Below are 23756 nucleotides of genomic sequence, written 5' to 3' on the forward strand. Positions count from 1 at the left end.
GGAGGCCAGCGTGGTGGCACGGCGTGGCCGGCGGAACGGCGCCGAAGTCAAGCTCGACGCCGACAACGCACCCACCGCCGAGATGCCGGCCGTCACCGGCGCCGCCCCCGACCCGGTCCGGGTGAAAGCCATCCCCGAGGCCGCCGTCGCGCGCCTCGCCGTCTACCTGCGGGTGCTCTCCGCGATGGCCGAGCAGGGCGCGACCACCGTCGCGAGCGAGGAGCTCTCCGCCGCGGCGGGCGTCAACTCCGCCAAGCTGCGCAAGGACTTGTCGTACCTGGGCTCCTACGGCACCCGTGGTGTCGGCTACGAGGTGCAGGTGCTCGTCGGTCAGATCGAGCGCACGCTCGGGCTCACCCGGCAGCACAAGGTGGCCGTGGTGGGAATCGGCAACCTGGGCCATGCGTTGGCTAACTACGGCGGGTTCCCCGGCCGGGGGTTTCCCGTCGAAGCGCTGTTCGACGTGGACGCGGACCTGATCGGCGTGCCCGTGGGCGGGATCCCGGTGTCGCACCTGGAAGACATTCCGGCGGTGTGCGCCGAGCGCGGCATCTCCATCGGCGTGATCGCGACGCCACCGACGGCGGCGCAGTCGGTGTGCGACCGGTTGGTCGCCGGGGGTGTGCAGTGCATCCTGAACTTCGCGCCCGTGGTGCTGCAGGTGCCCGAGCAGATCGAGGTTCGCAAGGTGGATCTCGCGGTGGAGCTGCAGATCCTGTCCTTCCACGTCGCCCGGCGCGCCGAGGAAACGAATAGCTCCCACCCGGTGGGCAACGGAATGGTGGTGCGGTAAGTGTCTGTCCTGGCCGTCGGGCTGTCGTATCGCACCGCGGACCTGCGCACCCTCGAGCGTGCCGCCATCGGCGCCGCTGAGCTGGACAAGGTCCTGCACCAGCTGCAGCAGTCCGAGCACGTCGACGAGGCGATGCTCGTCTCGACGTGCAACCGGATCGAGGTATACGCGGTCGTCGAGACCTTCCACGGCGGGCTGGCGGACGTGTCCGAGGTGCTGGCGCGGCACGCCGGATGTGCCGCCGCCGACCTCTACGACAACCTCTACGTGCACTACGCGGGCGCCGCGGTCGAGCACATCTTCTCGGTGGCCTCGGGCCTGGACTCGATGGTCGTCGGCGAGACCCAGATCCTCGGTCAGGTCCGCAACTCCTACGCCGTCGCCCGTGCGGCCGGCACCGTCGGCCGCACGCTGCACGAGCTGATCCAGACCACACTGCGCGTCGGCAAGCGCGTGCACACCGAGACCGGGCTGGACACGCTCGGTGCGTCGGTCGTGTCCGAGGCGCTGGGCGAGACGTCCGGCCTCGAGGGCAAGCACGCGGTGATCGTCGGCGCGGGCTCGATGGGGGCGCTGTCCGCGAGCCAGCTGCGCAAGGCCGGGGTCGGCCGGATCACCGTGGTGAACCGGACGCCGGAGAACGCGCAGCGGCTGGCGGCGAACGTCCGCGAGCTGGGCGTGCCCGCGGTGGGCGTCGGGATGGCCGAGCTGACCGTGCGGCTCGCCGAGGCCGACCTGGCGGTGAGCTGCACCGGCGCCCAGGACGTGGTGCTGGCGGCGGAGCACATCCTGCCGCGCAACGGGCGTGAGCTGGTGATCTGCGACCTCGGGCTGCCGCGGGACGTCGACCCGTCGGTCGCGGCGGTGCCGGGCGTCCGGGTCGTCGACCTGGAAACCGTGCGGCGGCGCATGGACGACACCGGCGGCACTTCGTCGGCGAAGCAGATCGCCCGTGCCACCGGGATCGTGCTCGACGAGGTGCGCGAGTACCTGGCCGGTCAGCGCAGCGCGGCGGTCACCCCGACCGTCACCGCGTTGCGCAAGCGGGCCGCCGAGGTGGTCGACGCAGAGCTGCTCCGCCTGGACCACCGGCTGCCCGAGCTCGAGCCGGGCGTGCGCGACGAGTTCGCGCGCACCGTGCGCCGGGTGGTCGACAAGCTGCTGCACGCGCCGACGGTGCGCGTCAAGCAGCTGGCCGCCGACGCGCAGGGCACCGATTACGCGAACGCGTTGCGGGAACTCTTCGAGTTGGACCCCGCCTCGCCCGCCGTGGTCGCCAGCCCCTCTCCCCAACCCAACACAGACGGTGAAAGCAAGTGACGAGAACCATCAGGATCGGTACGAGAGGCAGCGCGCTCGCCCTCGCCCAGACCGGCATCATCGCCGACGCGCTGCGCCGGGCGGGCGAGAACGTCGAGATCGTCAAGGTCTCCACGCCCGGTGACCGGTCACACGCCCCGATCGCCGAGATCGGCGTGGGCGTGTTCACCTCCGCGCTGCGCGAAGCCCTGCTGGCCAAGCAGGTCGACGTCGCCATCCACTCGTACAAGGACCTGCCGACCGCGCCCGAGCCCGGCATCGTGCTGGCCGCCGTGCCACAGCGGGAGGACCCGCGGGACGCGCTGATCGCCCGCGACGGCCTGACTCTGGGTGAGCTGCCGCCGGGTTCCACGGTGGGCACCGGTGCGGCGCGGCGAATGGCGCAGCTGCGTGCGCTCGGGCTCGGTTTGGAAATCGTGCCGATCCGAGGCAATATAGACACCCGGTTGCGCAAGGTTACCGACGGCGAGCTCGACGCCGTCGTGCTGGCGCGAGCCGGTCTCGCCCGGCTCGGCCGGGCGGGCGAGATCACCGAGACCCTGGACCCGATCCAGATGCTGCCCGCGCCCGCCCAGGGTGCGCTGGCGGTGGAGAGCCGCGTCGACGACGTGGACATCGAACACCTGCTTCGGTCCACTGTGGACGACGAAGCGACACGGGCCGCCGTGACGGCGGAACGTGCCATGCTGGCCGCGCTCGAAGGTGGGTGCAGTGCACCCGTCGGGGCGCTGGCCGAAGTGGTGGAGGACCTCGACGCGGACGGCTCGGTGCTCGAGCGGATCTCGCTGCGCGGGGTCGCCGCCGCCGGGCTCGACGGCGAGTCCGTGGAACTGATCCGCGCCTCGGCACTCGCGGACAAGGGCGAAGCGGAGCGACTCGGCCGTGACCTGGCCGCGGAGCTGCTCGACCTGGGCGCCGGCGCGTTGTCCGGCCCCGGCCGCAACTGACGTTGACAGAGATATTCGGTACTGGAGAAAGAAAGACAATGACCCCCGCGCGGAACACCGCTGGGCGCGTCGCGTTCGTGGGCTCAGGCCCCGGCGACGCCGGATTGCTGACCGTTCGTGCCCAGGAACTGCTGGCCAAGGCCGAGGTCGTGGTGACCGACCCCGACGTGCCTGCCGGTGTGCTCGCCACTGCCAGCGCGGACGCCGAGGTGCGTCCCGCCGTCGGCGAACCGGGCGAGGTGGCCAAGGACCTGGCCGGTGAGGCGAAGGCCGGGCGGCTCGCGCTGCGCCTGGTCGGCGGCGACCCGCTGACCCTGCCCGCCGTCGTCGCCGAGGTGCAGGCGGTGGCCAAGACCAGCGCCGTGTTCGAGATCGTGCCCGGTGTGTCGCCGGGTGCCGCGGTGCCGGCGTACGCCGGTATCGCACTCGGCGGCACGCACACCGAGGTCGACGTCCGCGGCGACGTGAACTGGGCCGGGCTGGCCGGCACGCCGGGCCCGATCGTGCTGCACGCGACCTCGGCGCACCTCGCCGAGGCGGCCGGCGCGCTCGTCGAGCACGGCCTCACGTCGCAGACGCCCGTCGCGGTGACGTCGAACGGGACGATCAACACGCAGCGCACCCTCGACAGCACCCTCGCCACGCTGGCGCAGGACGCCGGCGAGCTCGTCGGCCCGCTGGTGGTGACCATCGGTGAGGCGGCCGGGCACCGCGCGAAGCTGTCGTGGTGGGAGTCGCGGGCGCTGTACGGCTGGAAGGTGCTGGTGCCGCGCACGAAGGAGCAGGCGGGCGAGATGGCCGAGCGCCTGCGCCAGCACGGTGCGACTTCGCACGAGGTGCCCACGATCTCGGTCGAGCCGCCGCGCAGCCCCGCGCAGATGGAGCGCTCGGTGAAGGGCCTGGTCGACGGGCGGTACCAGTGGATCGTCTTCACCTCGGCCAACGCGGTGCGCGCGGTGTGGGAGAAGTTCGACGAGTTCGGCCTGGACGCCAGGGCGTTCTCGGGCGTGAAGATCGCCTGTGTCGGCGAGGCCACGGCGGAGCGCGTGCGGGCGTTCGGCATCAACCCGGAGCTGGTGCCGAAGGGCGAGCAGTCCAGTGACGGATTGCTGGCGGAGTTCCCGCCGTACGACGACATCCTTGATCCGGTGAACCGGGTGCTGCTGCCGCGGGCCGACATCGCCACGGAGACGCTGTCGGCAGGCCTGATCGACCGAGGCTGGGAAGTCGACGACGTCACGGCGTACCGGACCGTGCGAGCGGCCCCGCCACCGGCGGAGACCCGCGAGATGATCAAGACCGGCGGTTTCGACGCGGTGTGCTTCACATCGTCGTCGACGGTGCGGAACCTGGTCGGCATCGCGGGCAAGCCGCACACGCGCACCCTCGTGGCGTGCATCGGCCCGAAGACCGCGGAGACCGCGGTGGAGTTCGGCCTGCGGGTGGACGTCCAGCCGGAGAAGGCGGACATCCCTCACCTGGTCGACGCCCTGGCCGCCCACGCGGCGAAGCTCCGCGCCGAGGGCGCGTTGCCGCCGCCCCGGAAGGCCAAGCGCACGCGACGTTCGTGATGTGATCTATCGGAAGAGTGCCCTCCTTCACCTTCGAAGGAGGGCCTTTTTCGTGCGGAGTACCGTCGATGACGTGTTTCCCGAGCATCGTCCCCGCCGGTTGCGTACCACTCCGGCGATGCGGCGCCTGGTCAGTGAGACCACGCTCCGCCCGCGTCAGTTGATCCTGCCCATGTTCGTCGCCGAGGGGGCTGCGCAACCGCGGCCCATCGCCAGCATGCCGGGTGTCGTCCAGCACACCCGGGAGTCGCTGCGCAAGGCCGCCGTGGACGCGGTGCAGGCCGGCGTCGGCGGGCTCATGCTCTTCGGGGTCCCGGCGACGCGGGACGCCGTCGGCTCCGGGGCGACCGACGAGAACGGCATCCTCAACGTCGCGCTCCGGGACCTGCGCAGCGAGCTGGGCGACGACACCGTGCTGATGGCGGACACCTGCCTCGACGAGTTCACCGACCACGGTCACTGCGGCCTCCTCGACGCCGACGGCGGCGTGGACAACGACGCGACCCTCAAGGTGTACGCCGAGATGGGTGTCGCGCAGGCCGAAGCCGGGGCGCACCTGCTCGGGCCCAGCGGCATGATGGACGGCCAGGTCGGCGTCATCCGCCAGGCGCTCGACGACGCCGGCCACCAGGACACCGGCATCCTGGCCTACTCCGCCAAGTACGCGAGCGCGTTCTACGGCCCCTTCCGAGAGGCCGTCGACTCGCAGCTCAAGGGCGACCGCAAGTCCTACCAGCAGGACCCGGGCAACGCCCGCGAAGCGCTGCGCGAGATCGAGCTGGACGTCGCCGAGGGCGCGGACGCCATCATGATCAAGCCCGCGCTGTCGTACCTGGACGTCCTGCGGGCGGCGGCGGAGGTCTCGCCGGTGCCGGTCGCGGCGTACAACATCTCCGGTGAGTACGCCATGGTCGAGGCCGCCGCGGCGAACGGCTGGCTGGACCGCGAACGCACCATCCTCGAGGTCCTCACCTCGATCCGCCGCGCGGGCGCCGACATGGTCCTGACCTACTGGGCGACGGAAGCAGCCGCCTGGCTGGACTGAGCCACGAACGGGCGAAGTAAACTCCGCGCGTGACCGCAGCCGAATCGGACGACGAGCGCCGAGCCAAGGGCCTGCCGCCCGCGCCCCTGCTGCCCGGCGAGGAGCCGGAGCAGGTGGATCCGCCCGGGCCGGTGCAGGTGTCGTTCTGGCTCTGGATCGCGTCCGGGATCGTGTTCGTCGTCGGCTACGCGATCATCTTCTTCGCGCGTGACAGGATCATCGACCAGCTGATCCAGGCCAACACCAACGGCGCGGTGAAGGCGGACCAGATCCGCTCCGGCACCACCGTCCTGCTCGCCGTCCTCCTGGTCGGCGCGGTCTCCTTCGCGGCCCTGTACGTCCTGTTCGCGTACAAGGCGCGCCAGGGCACCCGCTCGGCCCGCACGGTGCTCACCGTCCTGATGGTGATCACGCTGGTGTTCCAGCTGATCCTGCAGTTCGCGAGCTTCGTCACGCTGCTGGCGACCCTGATCGGCCTGGTCGCGCTGGTGCTGATGTACCTGCCGAAGGTCGCGCCGTACTTCCCGAAGGTCGGCCGCAGGAAGTCGTGAGCGAGACGCGGTACCTCGAGTCCGGCGCGAAGTGGACGGCCCTGCTCTACGGGCCGTTCTTCGCCGTGTTCGGGTACCTGGCGGAGCTCGCGACCGGTGCCACGCACGCCGTCGCGTGGGTGCTCGTCGGGCTCGGGCTCGCGGCGATCACCGCCCCCTGGGTGTACGCGCGCCGCCGGTTCCTCACCGTCCGGGTCACCGGCACCGAGCTGTGGGAGGGTCGGGAGTCGTTGCCGCTGGCCGAGATAGCCGAGACGCAGGACGTCGGCGCGCCCACCGGCGCGCGGGTGCTGGGCGGCGGCTGGAGCACCCCGCGCAAGTACGACGAGCTGCCGATTCGCCTGAAGGACGGCACAGTGGTCCTTGCCTGGGCGAAGGATGTCCACGCGTTGCGTGCCGCGATCGAGGGAGCATGACTTGAACACTCAGCCGAAGCTGCACCGGCCGTGGCGCGCACTGGTCGCGCTCGCCGAGATCATCCTCGCGGCCGTCGCCGTCTGGCTCGCCTTCCCGCTGTGGGCGATGGGCCTGAAGACGCTCACGGTCAACCTGACCGACGGCGTCGTGCTCACCTCCACCCGCTACATCGGCAGCTGGATGGCCGCCGCCATCGGCCTCGGCCTGCTCGCGGCGCTGCTGCTGGTCGACGCCATCCGTGAGCTGCTGCTCGCGGTGCACGCGAAACACCGCGCCAAGCCCCGCGAGCAGGACCCCGAGGGCTTCTTCGAGGGCCACCTGAACGAGGCCTGACAGGGCCTTTGCAAGACTGGCAGTCGTGACCCACGGAGTCGATCAGTCCAAGGCATGGTTCGAACGGGCAACGGCCGCGACACCCGGTGGCGTGAACTCGCCGGTACGCGCGTTCAACTCGGTCGGCGGTACCCCACGGTTCATGGTCCGCGGCGAGGGCCCGTACCTGTGGGACGTCGACGGGAACCGCTACGTCGACCTGGTCTCCTCGTGGGGCCCGATGATCCTCGGCCACGCCCACCCCACCGTCGTCGAGGCCGCGCGGAAGGCGGCCGCCAGTGGCCTGTCGTTCGGCACTCCCACCATCGGTGAGGTCGAGCTCGCCGAGGAGATCATCTCCCGCGTCGACCCCGTCCACCAGGTGCGGCTGGTCAACTCCGGCACCGAGGCGACGATGAGCGCCATCCGCCTCGCCCGCGGCTTCACCGGCCGTAGCAAGATCATCAAGTTCGCCGGCTGCTACCACGGGCACGTCGACGCACTGCTCGCGCAGGCGGGCTCCGGCGTCGCGACGCTCGGCCTGCCGACCTCGCCCGGTGTTACGGGCGCTCAGGCCGCCGACACGATCGTCCTGCCCTACAACGACATCGAGGCCGTACGTCGGTCCTTTGCGGACAATGCAGGGCAGATCGCGGCGGTCATCACCGAGGCCGCCGCCGGCAACATGGGGGCCGTCGCGCCGGTCGAGGGCTTCAACGCCGGACTGCTCGAGCTCGCCCACGAGAACGGCGCGCTGCTCATCATGGACGAGGTCATGACCGGCTTCCGCGTATCGCGCGCGGGCTGGTACGGCCTCGAAGCGGTGCCCGGCGACCTCTACACCTTCGGCAAGGTCATGTCCGGCGGGTTACCCGCCGCGGCGTTCGGCGGCCGCACCGACGTGATGGCCAAGCTCGCCCCCGGCGGTCCCGTCTACCAGGCGGGCACCCTCTCCGGAAACCCGGTCGCGGTGGCCTCGGGTCTGGCGACGTTGCGTGCGGCGGACGACGACGTGTACCGGGCGCTCGACTCGAACTCCCAGCGTCTCGGCGCCCTCTTCACCGAGGCGCTCACCGCCGCCGGCGTGGCTCACCACGTCGCGTACGCGGGCAACCTCGTCAGCGTGTTCTTCACCGAGGAGCCCGTGCGCAACTACCACGACGCCACCAACGCGGAGACCTGGCGTTTCCCGGCCTTCTTCCACGCACTGCTCGACCGCGGCGTCTACCCGCCGCCGAGCCCGTACGAGGCGTGGTTCGTCAACGCGGCCATGGACGACGCGGCGTTCGAGGTCATCGAAGCGGCCCTGCCTGTCGCGGCCGTGGCGGCCTCGGAGGCACGCCAGTGAGCACGATCGTGCATCTGCTCCGGCACGGCGAAGTGCACAACCCGGACCAGATCCTCTACGGCCGCCTGCCCGGGTTCCGGCTCTCCGAGCGCGGCCAGCGCCAGGCGCTCACCGTGGCCGAGGCCCTGGCGGGCCACGACATCGCTCACGTCGTCGCCTCTCCGCTGCAGCGTGCGCAGGAGACGGCCGCGCCCATCGCGGGTGCGCACCGGCTCGATGTGCACACCGACGAGCGGCTGATCGAGGCGGGCAATGAGTTCGAGGGCAAGCGGGTCGCCGTCGGCGACGGCGCCCTGCGCAACCCCCAGCACTGGCCGAAGCTGCGCAACCCGCTCCTGCCGTCCTGGGGCGAGCCGTACCTCGACATCGCGCGCCGCATGCTCGGCGCCGTCTACCGGGCGCGTGCCGCGGCGGACGGGCACGAGGCGTTGTGCGTCTCACACCAGCTGCCGATCTGGACGCTGCGCCGGTTCCTCGAGGCGAAGCCGCTGTGGCACGACCCACGCAGGCGGCAGTGTTCGCTGGCCTCGCTGACCAGCCTGGTGTTCGACGGCGAGGCACTGGTCGACATCGTGTACAGCGAGCCGGCCGGGGCGACCGACCCGAAGGTGACCGGGGCATGAGGCGCGCGCTCCTCGGCCTGCTCGTGCTCGTGCTGGTGGCCGGCTGCTCGACCGGCAAGGACGCGGTTTCGCAGGGCAGCAGCTTCGAGTTCGTCGCGCCCGGCGGCAAGACGGACATCACCTACGACGTGAGCGACCGCAAGCCGATCCCGAACCTCTCCGGCGACGACCTGATGAACGAGGGCAAGCAGCTCTCGCTCGCCCAGTTCAAGGGCAAGGTCGTCGTGCTCAACGTCTGGGGCCAGTGGTGCGCGCCGTGCCGTACCGAGTCGCCCGAGATGGAGCGGCTCTACCAGAGCGAACAGGCCAAGGGCGTGCAGGTGCTCGGCTTCGACGTGCGTGACTACGACCGCTCGGCGCCGCAGGACTTCGTGCGCGACCGCGGGCTGACCTACCCGTCGATCTACGACCCGCCGGGCCGGGGCCTGCTGCAGCTGAAGGGGTACCCGGTCAACGTCGTGCCGTCGACGATCGTGCTCGACAAGCAGCAGCGCGTCGCGGCCGTCTACCTGCGCAGCCTGCTCGCCGGCGACATCCAGCCGCTGGTGCAGAAGCTCGCCGCGGAGTAGCGCCGCCCCGAAAAGCTCACACCGAACTCACTGCTTACCCTCAGCAGAGTGAACTCCGTGACCGAGCTGGCGACCTCCGGGCCGCTGCTCCTCGCTGCCGGAGTCGCCCTCGTCGCCGGCGCCATCTCGTTCGCCTCGCCGTGCGTCGTGCCGCTCGTCCCCGGCTACCTCGCGTACCTCGCGGCCCTGGTCGGCGCGGACGCGCCGGCGGTCACCGCGGGCGAGGAGCGCAAGAAGGGCCGCTACGCCGTCGTCGGCGCGGCCGCGCTGTTCGTCCTCGGGTTCACCGTGGTGTTCGTCGCCGGGCTCGGCACGCTGGTCTGGCTCGCCGACGCGGTCCTGGGCAACCAGGACCTGCTGCAGCGCATCGGCGGCGTGGTGACCATCGCCATGGCACTGGTGTTCCTCGGGCTCATCCCGGCCCTGCAGAAGGACATCCGCTCGCACCGCGTACCGCGCGGCGGGCTGCTCGGCGCGCCGCTGCTGGGCGCGGTGTTCGGCCTCGGCTGGACGCCGTGCATCGGCCCGACGCTGTCCGGTGTGCTGGCCATCGCGACCGCGACGGGCGGCGAAGGGGCCCGCGGGTTCCTGCTGGTCCTGGTCTACTGCCTCGGCCTTGGCCTGCCGTTCCTGCTGATCGCGATCGGCGCGCGCTGGGCGGTCCGCGCGACCGACTGGCTGCGGCGCAACGGCCGCCGCGTGCAGATCTTCGGCGGCACGCTGCTGCTGGTGGTGGGCATCCTGCTGGTCACCGGGCTGTGGGGGGACCTGGTCAGCTGGCTCCGCGATGCGGTCGTCACCGACACGGTGCTGCCGCTGTGACCGCCACCGAGACGCCGCCGAGGCCGCAGTACCGGCCGAGCCCCGCGAAGCGGGTGCTGGGCTTCCTCCGCAACACCTGGCGCGGCCTCACCGCGATGCGCACCGCGCTGATCCTGCTGTTCCTGCTCGCGCTGGCCGCGCTGCCCGGCGCGCTGCTGCCGCAGCGGGCGCTCAACCCGCCGAAGACCGCGCAGTACATCACCGACCACGGCTGGTGGGGCACGCTGCTCGACCGGCTGCAGTTCTTCAACGTCTACTCCAGCGTCTGGTTCTCGGCGATCTACCTGCTGCTGATGGTGTCGCTGGTGGGCTGCCTCACCCCGCGCACCTTCGACTACTTCCGGTCGATGCGGGCCAAGCCGGTGCTGACCCCGCGCAACCTGTCGCGGATGCCGCACTTCCGCGAGGCGACGGTCGAGCGCGGCGCCGACGACGTGCTGGCCGATGCCCGGTCGCGGTTCCGGGGCTGGCGGACCGTCGAGCGTGACGAGGGTGACGGCGTCCGCAGCATCAGCGCCGAGCGCGGCTACCTGCGCGAGACCGGCAACCTGATCTTCCACTTCGCCATGCTCGGGCTGATCATCGCGTTCGCGCTGGGCAAGATGTACAGCTACGACGGCCAGGTGATCGTCCAGGCCACCGGCGGCCAGGACTCGGTGTTCTGCAACTCCGGCATCTACGCCTACGACTCGTTCAACCCGGGCCTGCGCGTCGACGGCACCGACCTCGACCCGTTCTGCGTGAAGGTCGGCGACTTCTCGGCGCAGTACACCGCATCCGGTGAACCCACGCACTACTCCTCGAACATCCAGTACCAGTCCGGGGCGAGCCTGCAGTCCGGCACTTGGCAGCCGTACCTGCTCGAGGTCAACTCGCCGCTGCGGACCGCGGGCGACCGCGTCTACCTGCTCGGGCACGGCTACACGCCGATCTTCACCGTCACCTACCCGAACAGCGAGAAGCGGACGCAGGCCACCCAGTGGCGCCCGGAGAACCAGACGACGTACCTGTCGGACGGCGCGACGAAGTTCGACCCGCCGGGCATCACCGACGCGGCGGAGCGGCGGACGAAGCAGCTCGCGATCACCGGCCTGTTCGCGCCGACGTCGTTCCTGCACGGCGGGGTGCTGACCTCGACCGCGCCGGGGCTGGACAACCCGATGGTGGCCATCGACGTGATGCGCGGGGACCTCGGCCTCGACTCCGGCCAGGGGCAGTCGATCTTCGACATCGATCAGTCCATGGTGGACGACGGCAGGCTGAAGCAGGTCGCCCGGCAGAACCTCGCGGTCGGCCAGTCGCTGGCCCTCGACGACGGGACGAAGATCAGCTTCGACGGCGTCCAGCAGTGGGTGTCGCTGCAGGTTTCGCACGACCCGACGCAGGACTACGTGCTCGTCTTCGCGATCGCCATGCTGCTCGGGCTGGCCTCGTCGCTGCTGGTCAAGCGGCGGCGGGTGTGGCTGCGGGTACGACCTGCGGACGAGCCCGGAAACGGTACCGTGGTGCAGGTGGGCGGACTGGCCCGCACCGACCAGGCGGGCTACGGCGAGGAGTTCACCCGTATCGCGGACGAACTGCTCACAGGTGGAAAGAGGAAGTAGAAAGTGCCTGTCAACGAGACGTTGTCCCAGTACAGCGACTGGTCCTACACCACAGCGACGGCGATCTACGTACTCGCGCTGGTCTTCTTCCTCATCGAGCAGTCCTTCGGTGCCAAGGGCCGCAGTGCCGCGGAACGCACCAGGGCCCGCCAGCTGGTCGGCGCCGGCGCCCCGGTCGACGTGGCCGAGGTCACGACGGACGTGCCCCCCGCCCGGCGGGGCCGGGCCGAGCGGATCGGCCGGATGGGCGCCGCGCTCACGGTCCTCGGCGTGCTGCTCCACCTCTCCGCCCTGGTGCTGCGCGGGCTCGCGACGCATCGCGTGCCGTGGGGCAACATGTACGAATACATCATGGCGGTGACGTTCATCGCCGTGGTGACGTGGCTGTACGTGATCCGCAAGTTCCCGGTCCGCCACCTGTCCGGGTTCATGCTGCTGCCGATCGTGATCCTGATGTTCATCGGCGGTACCGCGCTGTACACGGTCGCGGCCCCGGTGGTGCCGGCGCTGCAGTCGTACTGGCTGTGGATCCACGTCACGGCGGCGATCATCTCCTCCGGCGTGTTCATGGTCCCCGGGGTGGCCAGCATCTTCTACCTGGTGCGCAATGCCCATGAACGGAACCCGCAGCGCTTCGCGAGGTTCGCGCCCAAGCTTCCCGCCGCCGACGTGCTCGACCGGATCGCCTACCGCGCGACCGTGCTCGCGTTCCCGCTCTTCACCTTCGGCGTGCTCTGTGGTGCCGTCTGGGCGGAGTCGGCCTGGGGCCGGTTCTGGGGCTGGGACCCCAAGGAGACCACGGCTTTCGTGGCGTGGGTGGTCTACGCGGCGTACCTGCATTCGCGGGCCACGGCCGGCTGGCGCGGCACCCGCGCCGCCGCGATCAACATCGTGGGCTTCGCGGTGATGGTGTTCAACCTGTTCTTCGTCAACCTGGTCACGACGGGCTTGCATTCGTACGCCGGGGTCGGCTGATGACGGATCCTCGCGAGTTCTCCGAGGAGCGCACGGACTCCACGTCCCACCCCGCGCGGCGCGGGCAGCGGCCGCCGTTTCCCCAGGGCTACGACCCGAACCTGCCGCCGTTGCAGCCGCCGGCCTCCCCGTACCCCCCACTGCCGCAGCCGTCCCGGTCGCGGCCGGAGATGCCCGGCGCGCCCGTGGTGCGGCCCCCGAAGCGCACGCCGCGCTCGGGCTGGCGCAAGGCCGTCTACGTGGGCAGCGGCAAGCTGATCAACCCGGGGGAGAGCCCGGCGGAGCGGCGGCAGCGCGAGCTGGTCGCGCGGGTGAACCAGCCGCTGCGTGGCTGCTTCAAGATCGCGATGATGAGTCTCAAGGGCGGTGTGGGCAAGACCACGATCACGACCACCCTCGGCTCGACGTTCGCATCGCTGCGCGGTGACCGGGTGATCGCGGTGGACGCGAACCCCGACCGCGGGACGCTGTCGCAGAAGATCCCGATCGAGACCACGGCGACAGTGCGCCACCTGCTGCGGGACGCGGACAAGATCACCCGGTACAGCGATGTGCGCGCGTACACGTCCCAGGGCGCGTCGCGGCTGGAGATCCTCGCCAGCGAGCAGGACCCCGCCGTGTCGGAGGCGTTCTCGGAGACGGACTACCTGCGGGCGGTCAGCCTGCTGGAGCACTACTACAACATCGTGCTCACCGACTGCGGCACCGGCCTCATGCACTCGGCGATGAAGGGTGTCCTCGACTCGGCCGACGCGCTCGTCGTGGTGGCCTCTGGCTCGGTGGACGGGGCCACGAGCGCCTCGGCGACGATCGACTGGCTCGAGGCGCACGGCTACGGCGACCTGGTCAAACGCTCGATCGTCGCGATCAACTCGGTGCGCCCGAAGGCGGGTTCGGTCGACCTGGAGAAGCTGGCGGCGCACTTCAGCGCCCGTGCGCGAGCGGTGTGTCAGATCCCGTTCGATCCGCATCTGGAGGAAGGCGCCGAGATCGAACTCGACCGCCTGCAGCCGGCGACCCGGCTGGCGCTGCTGGAACTCGCGGCCGCGATGGCCGACGCGTTCCCCCTGAAGGGTCTGTAGGGCTAGCTGCCGTCGTCCTCGGGGCGGCGGCGCTGCTGCTCGCCGAGCTTGCGCAAGAAGTCCGGATCGTCGTCGGGCGCCACCGGCGCGCGACGGGAGGGCACGCCGACCCGCTCCGGTCCGAACGCCCGCCACAGCAGGACGGCGACGGTGAGCGCCCCGATCAATGCGAGCAGGTAGATCATGCCCCGCTCCCTTCCGAAACCGTGGTGCCGCCTAATGCTGACACGAGGGTAGTCCCTTTACGGTTCACGCGGGCGCGGCACCACTGGCCCGCGGCTCCCGGCGGTTCGCCCCGCCGGGCCGCGGGTCTGTCCGGAACTCAGCCGCGCGTCGGTTCGCTGGCGTCCGTGGTCAGCTCGGCGAGCAGCTCGTTGACCTCGGACTCCCGGAACCGCCGGTGACCACCGGGGGTGCGGATGGAGCCGATCCGGCCCGCGGTCGCCCAGCGGGTCACGGTCTTCGGGTCCACCCGGAACAACGCGGCGACTTCGCCGGGAGTGAGCAGCCGCCCACCTACGGTCGCGGTCATTTTCCGCCTCCTTAACGCCTGCACTGCTATACCGAAAGCGTCGGACGCTTCGGATGACAACACGGCAATCGTTGCACTTCACCCGGCAGGTACTCGAACGGTTGTCGAAGAGTAAAGAGGTAGTAAGGGACGAATCGCCCAGTCCGGACAGCGCTAGGGTGACCAGTGTGGACGCACTGGACCGCAAGATCATCGCCGCGCTCCGGATGAACGGGAGAGCGACCTACGCGGAGCTCAGCAGAACGGTCGGACTGTCCGCGTCATCGGTCCACGAGCGGGTCGGCAAGCTCGAGGCGGCGGGCGTCATCACTGGATATCACGCGGTCGTCAACCCCGGCACGGTCGGCCTCGGCGTGACCGCGCTGGTCGGCATCCACCCCACCGACACCGCGGAGAACGACGAGCTCGCGGAGGCCCTGGCGGACCTGCCGGAGGTCGAGAGCTGTTACGCCGTCGCCGGGGACGAGGCGTTCGTGGTGAAGGTGAGGGTGTCCACGGTGGACGACCTGGAGCAGACGCTCGGCGGGCTGCGGCGCATCCACGGGGTGGCGCGCACGCGGACGACGGTCGTGCTGTCCACCCGGTTCGAGGGGCGACCCAACAACAGCGAGCTGAGCGGCGCGTAACCTTGGTGGCCGTGAGCGAACGACAGACACTGGGCCGCGACCTGACTCTTTACCTTCTGGCGCGCTTCGGTCTGATCGCAGTCGTGGCCGTCGTGCTGATCCTGGTCAAGGTGCCGCTGCTGGTCGCGCTCGCGGTCGGGATCGTCGTCGGGCTGCCGATCGGGTTGCTCGCGTTCCGCGGGCTGAACTCCCGGGTCACGGCAGGCCTGGCCGTCCGCAACGAGCGTCGTGCGCGCGAGCGGGCGAAGCTGCGGGCCGAGCTGCGCGAAGCTGAATGAACCGCGCCTGGGTGCGGGAGGCGGTCCGCCTGATCGAGGCCGACGCCAACCGCAGTGCCGACACGCACCTGCACGTCTTCCCGCTGCCCGCCGAGTGGGGCATCGACCTGTACCTGAAGGACGAGTCGGTGCATCCGACCGGCTCGCTCAAGCACCGGCTGGCCCGGTCGCTGATGCTGTACGCGCTGGTCAACGGCGAGATCGGCCCGGACACGACGCTGATCGAGGCGTCGAGTGGGTCGACCGCGGTGTCGGAGGCGTACTTCGCCCGGATGCTGGGGCTGGAGTTCATCGCGGTGATGCCGCGCAAGACCAGTCCGGAGAAGGTGCAGCTGATCGAGTTCTACGGTGGTCGGTGCCACTTCGTCGACCGCCCGCCGGAGGTCTACACCGAGGCCGAGCGGCTCGCCGCCGAGTGCGGTGGGCGTTACCTGGACCAGTTCACGTATGCCGAGCGGGCGACGGACTGGCGGGGGAACAACAACATCGCGGAGTCGGTGTTCGCGCAGATGCGCCTGGAGCGCCACCCGGTGCCGGCGTGGATCGTGGTCGGCGCGGGTACCGGTGGCACCAGCGCGACCTTCGGCAGGTACGTGCGGTATCGGCGGCACACCACGAAGATCTGTGTGGTGGACCCGGAGAACTCGTCGTTCTACGGTGCCTGGCAGACGGGCGCGATGGACTACACGACCGGGATGCCCTCGCGGATCGAGGGCATCGGCCGGCCGCGGGTGGAGCCGTCGTTCATCCCCGGGGTCATCGACGAGATGATCCAGGTCCCGGACGCCGCGTCCATCGCCGCGATCCGGCTGTTGCGTGAGCGTACGGGCCACTGGGCGGGCGGCTCCACGGGAACGAGCTTGTACGGCGCGTTCCAGCTGATCGCGCGCATGCTGGCGGTTGGTCAGACGGGTTCGGTGGTGACCCTCCTCTGCGACGGCGGGGAGCGTTACGCGCACACGTACTACAACGACGAGTGGGTCACTGAGCAGGGCCTTGCCGTCGAGGCGGAGCAGGCGGTCATGGAGGACTTCCTGGCGACGGGGCAGTGGCCTGCCGGGTGAAGTCGTGCCCTGTTTGCACAGTTCCCCGTGCCTGATCCTCATGTCATGGTGGAAATCAAAATCATCGGCGCGCACAAGCAGGTGCTCGAACTGAGCGTCGAAGAATCCGTTGTGGCGCAGACAGAGCTGAAGATTCAGTCCGGAAATGGCTACGACCATTTCGTGCTGGATCATCACGACCTGCACGATGGTCGTGACGTACCGGTTTTCGTCTGGGACCAGCGGACGAGAATCGCCGAGTGATCAGCTCAGTGCGAGTGCGATTCCACTGAGGACGGACCACCCCAGCATCACCAGGCCGGTGTCCCGCAGCACGGGGATCAGCCCCGGTCCGGTACCGCCGCTGAGGATGGCCTTCAGCGGGGCGCGCAGGAGCACCGCGGTGATCAGGGCGATGAGCACCAGCGGGTGGAACACGCCGAGCAGAATCGTGATCACGTAAGGGATCGCGACGAGCGTCAGGTAGAACCGCCGGGTGCCGGTGTCGCCCAGGCGGACCGCCAGGGTGTTCTTGCCCACCTCGCGGTCGGTGGGGATGTCGCGCAGGTTGTTCGCCGTCAGCACGGCCGTCGAGAAGCAGCCCACGGCGACCGCGGCCCCGAGCGCCGCCCAGCTGAGCCGGTCCGCCTGCACGTAGACCGTCCCCAGCACGGCCGCCAGCCCGAAGAACACGAACACCGCGATCTCGCCGAGGCCGACGTATCCGTAGGGCTTCTTCCCGCCGGTGTAGAACCACGCGCCGAGGATGCAGACCGCCCCCATCACCAGCAGCCACCAGCGGCCGGTCGCGATCACGAGCACCAGGCCGAGGACCCCCGCCACGCCCAGGCAGGTCAAGGCGGCGGTCAGCACCAGCTTGGGCGCGGCGACGCCGGAGCCGACCAGCCGCAGCGGTCCGACGCGGTTCTCGTCGGTGCCGCGGATGCCGTCGGAGTAGTCGTTGGCGAAGTTGACGCCGATGATCAGCGACAGCGCGACGAGGAGGGCGAGCAGCGACTGCCACCACGAGAAGGCGCCCAGCTGGATGGTCGCTCCCACACCTGCCACGACCGGGGCCACCGCGTTGGGCAGCGTCCGGGGGCGGGCCCCCTCGATCCACTCTGCGACTGTCGCCATGTCACCTATTCTGGCGAACGGCCACTACTCCGCGTTGGTCGGGAGGGACCAGGTGAGCGTGCCGCTGCCCGGTTCGTCCGTGGCCGTGGCAGCCGACGCCGCGGGCGCGCCGGCGATCGCCAGGGTCAGGAAGGCCAGGGCGGCGAAGACGAAGCGTTTCATGCAGCCGAGTGAAAACCGGTTACTCGCAAGTTGTCAACCAACTGTGGGGAAAACTCGCGCCGCCACGGCCGCTCGGTCGATCTTCCCGGGACCACGCAACGGCAGGGCGTCGACGAACTCGAATCGCTTCGGCACCGCCGCCGCACCCGCCGAGGCACGCACGGCCGCCCGCAGGTCGTCGACGGCGACCGGACTGTCGGCGACCACCGCTGCGGCGACGATCTGGCCCCATTCCGCGTCCGGCAAGCCCACGACGCACGAGTCCCGCACGCCCGCGCACGCAGCCAGGGCGCGCTCGACGGCGGCCGCCGGGACCTTGACGCCGCCGGTGTTGATCACGTCGTCCAGGCGGCCGAGCACCTCGAGCCTGCCGTCGACCAGCCGTCCACGGTCGCCAGTGCGGAACCAGCCGTCGACCAGGGCGTCGGCGGTGAGATCCGGCCGTAACCGGTACCCGTGGGTGAGCACGGCGCCGGAGATCAGCACCCGCTCGTCCGGCCCGATGCGCACCTCGACGCCGTCGAGGGGCACACCGTCGTACACGCATCCGCTCGCGGTCTCGCTCATGCCGTACGCAGGCACGATCCTCACTCCCGCCCCTGACGCCCGCTCGCGCAGTCCCGCCGAGGTCGCCGCGGCACCGATGATGATCGCGTCGAACGCGCGGGCCGCGGCCAGCCCCGCACTGCCGCTGTCGAGGATGCGAGTGAGCTGGGTGGGCACCAGCGCGGTGTAGCGCGGTCCGTCCTCGCGAAGGACGGGCGCCGCGGCTTCCGCGAACAGATCCCCGGTGAAATGACCCGCCGGCAGCGCAGCACAGGTCGTGCCCGCGAGCAACGAGCGGACGATGACCTGCAGGCCGCCGATGTAGTTCGCCGGCGTCGCGAGCAGCCAGTGCCCCGGGCCGCCGAGGCGCTTGTGGGTCGCCGTCGCCGAGGCCCGCAAGGCGTCCGCGGACAGCAGCACGCCCTTGGGCTCGCCGGTCGAGCCGGACGTGGCGATGATCACGGCCGTGTCCGGCTCGGCGGCCTCCGACGGCGTCATCGCATCCCGCAGCTGCTCCGAACCCGGCGCCAGCGGCAACACAGCCGGCCCGCCGTCGAGCGCGTCGGCCAACGCGTTCCGCAGCTCGTCGACCGGGCCTTTGATCTCTACTACGCGCAACGGGGGACCTCAGTAGTAGTAAGGGAAGTTCGACCAGTCGGGCGAGCGCTTCTCGAGGAACGCGTCACGCCCCTCGACGGCTTCGTCCTGCATGTACGCCAGTCGCGTCGTCTCGCCTGCGAACAGCTGTTGGCCGACCAGGCCGTCGTCGATCAGGTTGAACGAGTACTTGAGCATGCGCTGGGCCGTGGGCGACTTGCCGTTGATCTCCCACGCCCACTGCAGCGCCTCGGCCTCGAGCGACTCGTGCGGGACGGCGGCGTTGACCGCGCCCATCTGGTGCATCTGCTCGGCGGTGTACTCGCGGCCGAGGAAGAAGATCTCCCGGGCGAACTTCTGCCCGACCTGGCGCGCCAGGTACGCCGACCCGAACCCGCCGTCGAAGGAGCCCACGTCGGCGTCGGTCTGCTTGAACCGGGCGTGCTCGGCGGAGGCCAGCGTGAGGTCGCACACGGCGTGCAGCGAGTGGCCGCCGCCCGCGGCCCAGCCCGGGATCACGCAGATCACGACCTTCGGCATGAACCTGATCAGGCGTTGGACCTCGAGAATGTGCAGGCGGCCGGCCCGCGCGGGGTCCACCGTGTCGGAGGTCTCGCCGCTCGCGTACTGATAGCCGGACCGACCGCGAATACGCTGGTCACCACCGGAACAAAAAGCCCACCCGCCGTCCTTGGGCGACGGGCCGTTCCCGGTGAGCAGGACGCAGCCGACGTCCGAGCTCATCCGCGCGTGATCGAGTGCGCGGTAGAGCTCGTCCACGGTGTGTGGCCGGAAGGCGTTGCGGACCTCGGGACGGTCGAACGCGATGCGCACTACACGCTTTCCGGAGCGTGCTTCTGCGGAGCGGTGGTAAGTGATGTCGGTGAAGCCGAAACCCTCGACCTCGGTCCACGCGGCGGGGTCGAACAGCTCGGAAACCTGGGCGTCATGCACGTTTGGGAGAATAGGACCTGTGGCCGAGATGATGGACGACACACCAGGGAGGACCTGGTGAACCCGTCGACCGCGCAGGCCAGAGTCCTCGTCGACGAACTCGTCCGCAACACCGTTTCCCACGTCGTGCTGTGTCCCGGTTCGCGCAACGCGCCGCTGTCGCTGGCCCTGCACGACGCCGCGGCGGCCGGCCGGCTGCAGCTGCACGTCCGGATCGACGAGCGAGGTGCCGCGTTCCTCGCGCTGGGCATCGCCGCGCGCACCGGGCGCCCGGTCGCGGTGATCTGCACCTCGGGCACGGCGGCTGCGAACTTCCACCCGGCGGTGCTAGAGGCCGACCGCGCCGGGGTGCCGCTGATCGTGCTGACCGCGGACCGGCCGCCGGAGCTGCGTGCTGCGGGGGCGAACCAGGTCGTCGAGCAGCAGCGGCTCTACGGCAATGCGGTGCGGTACTTCGACGAGCTCGCCGTGGCCGAGCGCCGTGCCGGGCAGAACGCGTACTGGCGCAGCCAGATCTGCCGGGCGTGGAACGCGGCCTACGGCGAGTGGCGGTGCGGCCCGGTGCACCTGAACATCCCGTTCCGCGAACCGCTGGTGCCCGACGGCTCGGACGAGTGGTACGAGTCGCTGGACGGGCGGCCGGGCGGGGCGCGGTGGACGGAGTTGCCGGACTTCGGCGCGTTGCCGTCGTTCGTGGTGCCCTCGGCGCGGTGCGGCCTCGTGATCGCCTGTGACAGCGGGGTGCGCGCGGCGAGCGAGTGGGCGGAGCAGCACGGCTGGCCGGTGGTCTCGGAGACCGGCGGGCTCGGGTTGTCCGGTTCGACGGGTATCGCGAGCGGCGTGTGGTTGCTGGGGGCGGCGGAGTTCATCGCGGCGCACAAGCCCGAGCAGGTGCTGTGCATCGGGCGGCCGACGGTGTTCCGGCAGGTGCAGGCGCTGTTGTCGGATGCCGACGTGGAGGTGTTGCTGGTCCGGCCGGATTCGGACTGGCCGGCGCCCGCGCACAACGTGCGGCAGGTCGGGCAGTGGTTCGACGAGCCGACGAAGCCGGCTGACCCCGAGTGGCTGGCGAGCTGGCAGCGCGCGGATCGGGCGGCGGGGGCGGCGGTTCGGGAGGCCTTGGGGCGCGAGCAGTGGCCGAGCGGCTTGCGGATCGCGACGGAGTTGATCGACGCGGTGCCGCCGGACGCGTTGCTGGTGGTCGGCTCCTCGAACCCGACGCGGGATGTGGCGCTGGCCGGCCGGATGCGGCCGGACGTGCTGGTGCACCGCAACCGCGGGGTGGCGGGCATCGACGGCACGGTGTCGACGGCCATCGGCGCGGCGAGTGTGCACCGCGGCCAGTCGTACGCGCTGCTCGGAGACCTGACCTTCCTGCACGACGTCAATGCCCTCTTGGCGGACGACCGCCCCGACTTGACAATCGTGGTGCTCAACGACGACGGCGGCGGGATCTTCTCGCTGCTGGAGCAGGGCGCGCCCGAGCACCGGGACTCGTTCGAGCGGGTCTTCGGCACCCCGCACGGCGCCGACCTGGGGGCTTTGTGTGCGGGGTTCAACGTGCCGCACCAGCTGGTCTCCAGCGTGGCCGAGTTCCGCTCCGCGCTACGGCCGGCGCCGGGCCTGCGAGTCGTGGAGGTGCGAGTGGACAGGTCGCGGCATCGCGACTTGCACGCCCGGGTGCGGGAGGCTGTGTCGTCGGCCTTGGGGTGAGGCGGGCTGGCGGGTGAGTTGGCTGCCGGGTGGCGGGTGAGGTGGCCAGCGTTGGGGCGTTGCGCGAGGTGCCCACTGGTGGCGTGCGAGATGCCTAGTGGTGCCCGCGCGAGGTGCCCAGCGGTGCCGTGCTGCACGAGGTGCCCACTGGTGCCTGCGAGATGCCCACTGGTCGGGCGCGAGGCGCCTAGCGGTGCCCGCACGAGATGCCTACCGATGGCGCGCGAGATGCCTAGGGTGCTGCGCCGTGCGAGATGCCCACCGATGCGGTGCCAGGTGCCCACCGATGCGGTGCCAGGTGCCCACTGGTGCCGTGCGAGGTGCCCACTGGCGGCGCACGACTTGGCCACTCGTGGCCCGCGACTTGCCCATCCCCGAACCCACCGCACGCCCCCCCGTGGCCCGCGACTTGCCCAGCCATGAACCCACCACTCGCCCACCCGTGCCCCGACCCCGCCACCCACCCCAGCCCCCCGTCCCCACCCAGCCCGCCCAGACCCCCGTCGCACCCCAGACCCCCGTCCCACCCCGCACCCGCCTCACCCCCAACGCCCGACCACCCGGACCACCCCACCTGTCCACTCGGGCAAAAACCGCCCGGAGTGCGTCCCGGACAGTAAGACCCTCCTTAAGGCCGTATCCCGTTGTCCGTTTTCTCGCTAATTTCGCCGCCATGCGTCTGCGAACTCGAGCGGGCCTGGGGGCTGTCGCCACCGGCATCGCGACCACTCTGCTCACCGCCACAGCCAGCGCCGCCCCCGCGGCGGGTGCGTCGGGCGTCGGCGACCCCTACTACCCCTACGCGGGCAACGGCGGCTACGACGTCTCCCACTACGACATCCGCCTGACCTACCAGCCCGCCACCGACCTCCTGTCCGGCACGACGACGATCCTCGCCAAGGCCACCCAGGACCTGTCCAGCTTCGACCTCGACTTCGGGCTGCACGTCAACTCCGTCCTGGTCAACAACGTCCCCGCGACCTTCCACGCCGACCCGAACGAGAACGGCGAGCTCGTCGTCACCCCGGGCAAGGCGCTGAACAAGAACCAGAGCCTGACCGTCGTCGTCAACTACGCCGACACCCCCTCGAAGGTCGTCATCGACGGCTACACGGCCTGGAAGAAGACCCCCGACGGCGCACTCGCCGTGGACGAGCCGCAGAACTCCCAGTGGTGGTTCCCCGCCAACGACCACCCCACCGACAAGGCCACCTACGACGTCTCGGTCGAGGTTCCCGACAACGTCTCCGCCCTCTCCAACGGCACACTCGTCCGCACCACGAAGCAGCGCCCCGGCTGGACCCGCTGGAACTGGCGCAGCACTCAGCCCCAGGCGACGTACCTCACGACCCTCGAGGTCGGCGCCTTCGAGGTCAACCAGTCGACCACCCCGGACGGCAAGCCGTTCATCACCGCCTACGACCCGGCGGCAGGCGAATCGCTCGACGCGGCGAAGGCGAGCGTCGAGCGCACGCCCGAGATCGACGCGTTCCTCGCGACGCAGTTCGGGCCTTACCCGTTCGAGGCGCAGGGCGGCGTCGTCTCCACAGGCCTCAACTTCGCGCTCGAAGCGCAGACCCGGCCGGTCTACGGCGCGGCGTTCTTCCGGTCCGGCAGCAACACCTCGGTCATCGCGCACGAGAACACCCACCAGTGGTTCGGCGACGCCGTTTCGCTCGGCCGCTGGAGCGACATCTGGCTCAACGAGGGCTTCGCCTCCTACGCCGAGTACCTCTGGTCCGGGCACGAAGGCGAAGGCACCCCCGCCGAGCTCGCCCAGTACGTCTACGACTCGCACCCCGCGAACGACGCGCTGTGGCAGGTGCTGCCGGGCGACCCTGGAGCGGCCAACCAATTCGACGACGCCGTGTACGACCGCGGCGCGCTGACCCTGCAGGCGCTGCGCACCGAGGTCGGCGACGACGCGTTCTTCACGATCCTCAGGACCTGGGTGGCCCAGCACAAGGGCGGCGACGCACGCATCCAGCAGTTCATCGCGCTGGCCGAGCAGATCTCCGGCAAGCCGCTGCAGGACCTGTTCACCACGTGGCTGTTCACCAAGGGCAAGCCGGCCATCGGCCCGAACGGTGCGAGCACCTTCCGCACGGCACAGGCGCCCACAGCGCCCAAGTCGTACGCGAAGATCCAGCAGACGCACGAACTACTGGCGGCCGCCCACCAGTACTGAC

At 70.5% G+C, this 23756-nt stretch carries 27 protein-coding genes; 21 read left to right on the top strand and 6 right to left on the bottom strand.

All coding sequences use genetic code 11. The annotated features are described in order from the left end of the window. The first annotated feature begins 10 nt into the window (after positions 1–10). The 15 genes from LWP59_RS02120 (at position 11) to LWP59_RS02190 (ending at position 13979) form a co-directional block, all read left to right on the top strand. Positions 11–793 (top strand): redox-sensing transcriptional repressor Rex, encoded by a 783-nt coding sequence (locus tag LWP59_RS02120; protein ID WP_144643484.1) that lies wholly within the window; start codon positions 11–13, stop codon positions 791–793. Next, complete coding sequence (locus tag LWP59_RS02125) at positions 794–2113, top strand: glutamyl-tRNA reductase (RefSeq protein WP_144643469.1); 1320 nt, start codon at positions 794–796, stop codon at positions 2111–2113. Next, positions 2110–3060 (top strand): hydroxymethylbilane synthase, encoded by a 951-nt coding sequence (hemC, locus tag LWP59_RS02130; protein ID WP_186383499.1) that lies wholly within the window; start codon positions 2110–2112, stop codon positions 3058–3060. The genes LWP59_RS02125 and hemC overlap by 4 nt, the downstream gene beginning before the upstream one ends. A gap of 38 nt (positions 3061–3098) precedes the next feature. Beyond that, a complete protein-coding gene (locus tag LWP59_RS02135) occupies positions 3099–4631 on the top strand; it encodes a bifunctional uroporphyrinogen-III C-methyltransferase/uroporphyrinogen-III synthase (protein WP_144643468.1) in 1533 nt (510 codons plus the stop codon). Positions 4632–4704: 73 nt separating this feature from the next. Further along, positions 4705–5676 (top strand): porphobilinogen synthase, encoded by a 972-nt coding sequence (gene hemB, locus LWP59_RS02140; RefSeq protein ID WP_144643482.1) that lies wholly within the window; start codon positions 4705–4707, stop codon positions 5674–5676. Positions 5677–5705: 29 nt separating this feature from the next. Further along, positions 5706–6227, top strand: a complete 522-nt coding sequence (locus LWP59_RS02145; protein ID WP_144643467.1) for a hypothetical protein — start codon at positions 5706–5708, stop codon at positions 6225–6227. Beyond that, on the top strand, positions 6224–6643 hold the full coding sequence (locus tag LWP59_RS02150; RefSeq protein WP_144643466.1) for a DUF3093 family protein: 420 nt from the start codon (positions 6224–6226) through the stop codon (positions 6641–6643). Before LWP59_RS02145 ends, LWP59_RS02150 begins: the two co-directional genes overlap by 4 nt. 1 nt (position 6644) lies before the next feature. Beyond that, positions 6645–6977 (top strand): hypothetical protein, encoded by a 333-nt coding sequence (locus tag LWP59_RS02155; RefSeq protein ID WP_144643465.1) that lies wholly within the window; start codon positions 6645–6647, stop codon positions 6975–6977. 25 nt (positions 6978–7002) lie between these two features. After that, positions 7003–8304, top strand: a complete 1302-nt coding sequence (gene hemL / locus LWP59_RS02160; RefSeq protein ID WP_144643464.1) for a glutamate-1-semialdehyde 2,1-aminomutase — start codon at positions 7003–7005, stop codon at positions 8302–8304. Continuing rightward, positions 8301–8927 carry a histidine phosphatase family protein gene (locus tag LWP59_RS02165; protein WP_144643463.1) on the top strand — a complete coding sequence of 209 codons (627 nt, stop codon included), beginning with the start codon at positions 8301–8303 and terminating at the stop codon, positions 8925–8927. The genes hemL and LWP59_RS02165 overlap by 4 nt, the downstream gene beginning before the upstream one ends. Then, positions 8924–9496: a TlpA family protein disulfide reductase gene (locus tag LWP59_RS02170; RefSeq protein WP_144643462.1), complete on the top strand. Its 573-nt coding sequence runs from the start codon at positions 8924–8926 to the stop codon at positions 9494–9496. Before LWP59_RS02165 ends, LWP59_RS02170 begins: the two co-directional genes overlap by 4 nt. Before the next feature lie 48 nt (positions 9497–9544). Then, complete coding sequence (locus LWP59_RS02175; RefSeq protein WP_144643461.1) at positions 9545–10318, top strand: cytochrome c biogenesis CcdA family protein; 774 nt, start codon at positions 9545–9547, stop codon at positions 10316–10318. Next, positions 10315–11922, top strand: coding sequence for a cytochrome c biogenesis protein ResB (gene resB / locus LWP59_RS02180; RefSeq protein ID WP_144643460.1), 1608 nt, complete (start codon positions 10315–10317; stop codon positions 11920–11922). The genes LWP59_RS02175 and resB overlap by 4 nt, the downstream gene beginning before the upstream one ends. Positions 11923–11925: 3 nt before the next feature. Beyond that, positions 11926–12897: a c-type cytochrome biogenesis protein CcsB gene (gene ccsB, locus LWP59_RS02185; protein ID WP_144643459.1), complete on the top strand. Its 972-nt coding sequence runs from the start codon at positions 11926–11928 to the stop codon at positions 12895–12897. Further along, positions 12897–13979 carry a MinD/ParA family ATP-binding protein gene (locus tag LWP59_RS02190; RefSeq protein ID WP_144643458.1) on the top strand — a complete coding sequence of 361 codons (1083 nt, stop codon included), beginning with the start codon at positions 12897–12899 and terminating at the stop codon, positions 13977–13979. The genes ccsB and LWP59_RS02190 overlap by 1 nt, the downstream gene beginning before the upstream one ends. A 2-nt stretch (positions 13980–13981) precedes the next feature. On the opposite strand, the gene LWP59_RS02195 is transcribed toward LWP59_RS02190, so the two are convergent. Both LWP59_RS02195 and LWP59_RS02200 read right to left on the bottom strand, forming a co-directional pair. Further along, positions 13982–14164 (bottom strand): hypothetical protein, encoded by a 183-nt coding sequence (locus LWP59_RS02195; RefSeq protein WP_144643457.1) that lies wholly within the window; start codon positions 14162–14164, stop codon positions 13982–13984. Between the two features lie 137 nt (positions 14165–14301). Continuing rightward, positions 14302–14511 (bottom strand): BldC family transcriptional regulator, encoded by a 210-nt coding sequence (locus tag LWP59_RS02200; RefSeq protein ID WP_139095352.1) that lies wholly within the window; start codon positions 14509–14511, stop codon positions 14302–14304. 167 nt (positions 14512–14678) lie between these two features. On the opposite strand from LWP59_RS02200, the gene LWP59_RS02205 reads away from it, so the two are divergent. The 4 genes from LWP59_RS02205 to LWP59_RS02220 are packed head-to-tail and all read left to right on the top strand — an operon-like array spanning position 14679 to position 16722. Then, positions 14679–15137: an Lrp/AsnC family transcriptional regulator gene (locus LWP59_RS02205; protein ID WP_186383498.1), complete on the top strand. Its 459-nt coding sequence runs from the start codon at positions 14679–14681 to the stop codon at positions 15135–15137. 11 nt (positions 15138–15148) lie between these two features. Continuing rightward, the gene (locus tag LWP59_RS02210) at positions 15149–15415 is read left to right on the top strand and encodes a DUF4229 domain-containing protein (RefSeq protein WP_144643456.1); all 267 of its coding nucleotides are present in this window, start codon (positions 15149–15151) and stop codon (positions 15413–15415) included. Continuing rightward, positions 15412–16479, top strand: a complete 1068-nt coding sequence (gene cds1 / locus LWP59_RS02215; RefSeq protein ID WP_144643455.1) for an L-cysteine desulfhydrase Cds1 — start codon at positions 15412–15414, stop codon at positions 16477–16479. The genes LWP59_RS02210 and cds1 overlap by 4 nt, the downstream gene beginning before the upstream one ends. 45 nt (positions 16480–16524) lie before the next feature. Beyond that, on the top strand, positions 16525–16722 hold the full coding sequence (locus LWP59_RS02220; RefSeq protein WP_144643454.1) for a DUF5988 family protein: 198 nt from the start codon (positions 16525–16527) through the stop codon (positions 16720–16722). Here the strand turns inward: LWP59_RS02220 and LWP59_RS02225 are convergent, their stop codons facing one another. The 4 genes from LWP59_RS02225 to LWP59_RS02240 are packed head-to-tail and all read right to left on the bottom strand — an operon-like array spanning position 16723 to position 19854. Further along, complete coding sequence (locus tag LWP59_RS02225; protein WP_144643453.1) at positions 16723–17595, bottom strand: 1,4-dihydroxy-2-naphthoate polyprenyltransferase; 873 nt, start codon at positions 17593–17595, stop codon at positions 16723–16725. 24 nt (positions 17596–17619) lie between these two features. Then, positions 17620–17757, bottom strand: coding sequence for a hypothetical protein (locus LWP59_RS02230; RefSeq protein ID WP_186383497.1), 138 nt, complete (start codon positions 17755–17757; stop codon positions 17620–17622). A gap of 33 nt (positions 17758–17790) precedes the next feature. Further along, the gene (gene menE, locus LWP59_RS02235) at positions 17791–18921 is read right to left on the bottom strand and encodes an o-succinylbenzoate--CoA ligase (protein WP_186383496.1); all 1131 of its coding nucleotides are present in this window, start codon (positions 18919–18921) and stop codon (positions 17791–17793) included. Positions 18922–18930: 9 nt separating this feature from the next. After that, entirely contained in the window at positions 18931–19854 is a 924-nt protein-coding gene (locus tag LWP59_RS02240; protein ID WP_144643452.1) for a 1,4-dihydroxy-2-naphthoyl-CoA synthase, read from the bottom strand. A gap of 57 nt (positions 19855–19911) precedes the next feature. On the opposite strand from LWP59_RS02240, the gene menD reads away from it, so the two are divergent. Next, positions 19912–21567: a 2-succinyl-5-enolpyruvyl-6-hydroxy-3-cyclohexene-1-carboxylic-acid synthase gene (gene menD, locus LWP59_RS02245; RefSeq protein ID WP_186383495.1), complete on the top strand. Its 1656-nt coding sequence runs from the start codon at positions 19912–19914 to the stop codon at positions 21565–21567. Positions 21568–22240: 673 nt separating this feature from the next. Next, a complete protein-coding gene (locus tag LWP59_RS02250) occupies positions 22241–23755 on the top strand; it encodes a M1 family metallopeptidase (protein WP_144646031.1) in 1515 nt (504 codons plus the stop codon). The last annotated feature ends 1 nt before the right edge of the window (position 23756 follow it).

Source organism: Amycolatopsis acidiphila (genome assembly GCF_021391495.1).
Taxonomy (GTDB): domain Bacteria; phylum Actinomycetota; class Actinomycetes; order Mycobacteriales; family Pseudonocardiaceae; genus Amycolatopsis_E; species Amycolatopsis_E acidiphila.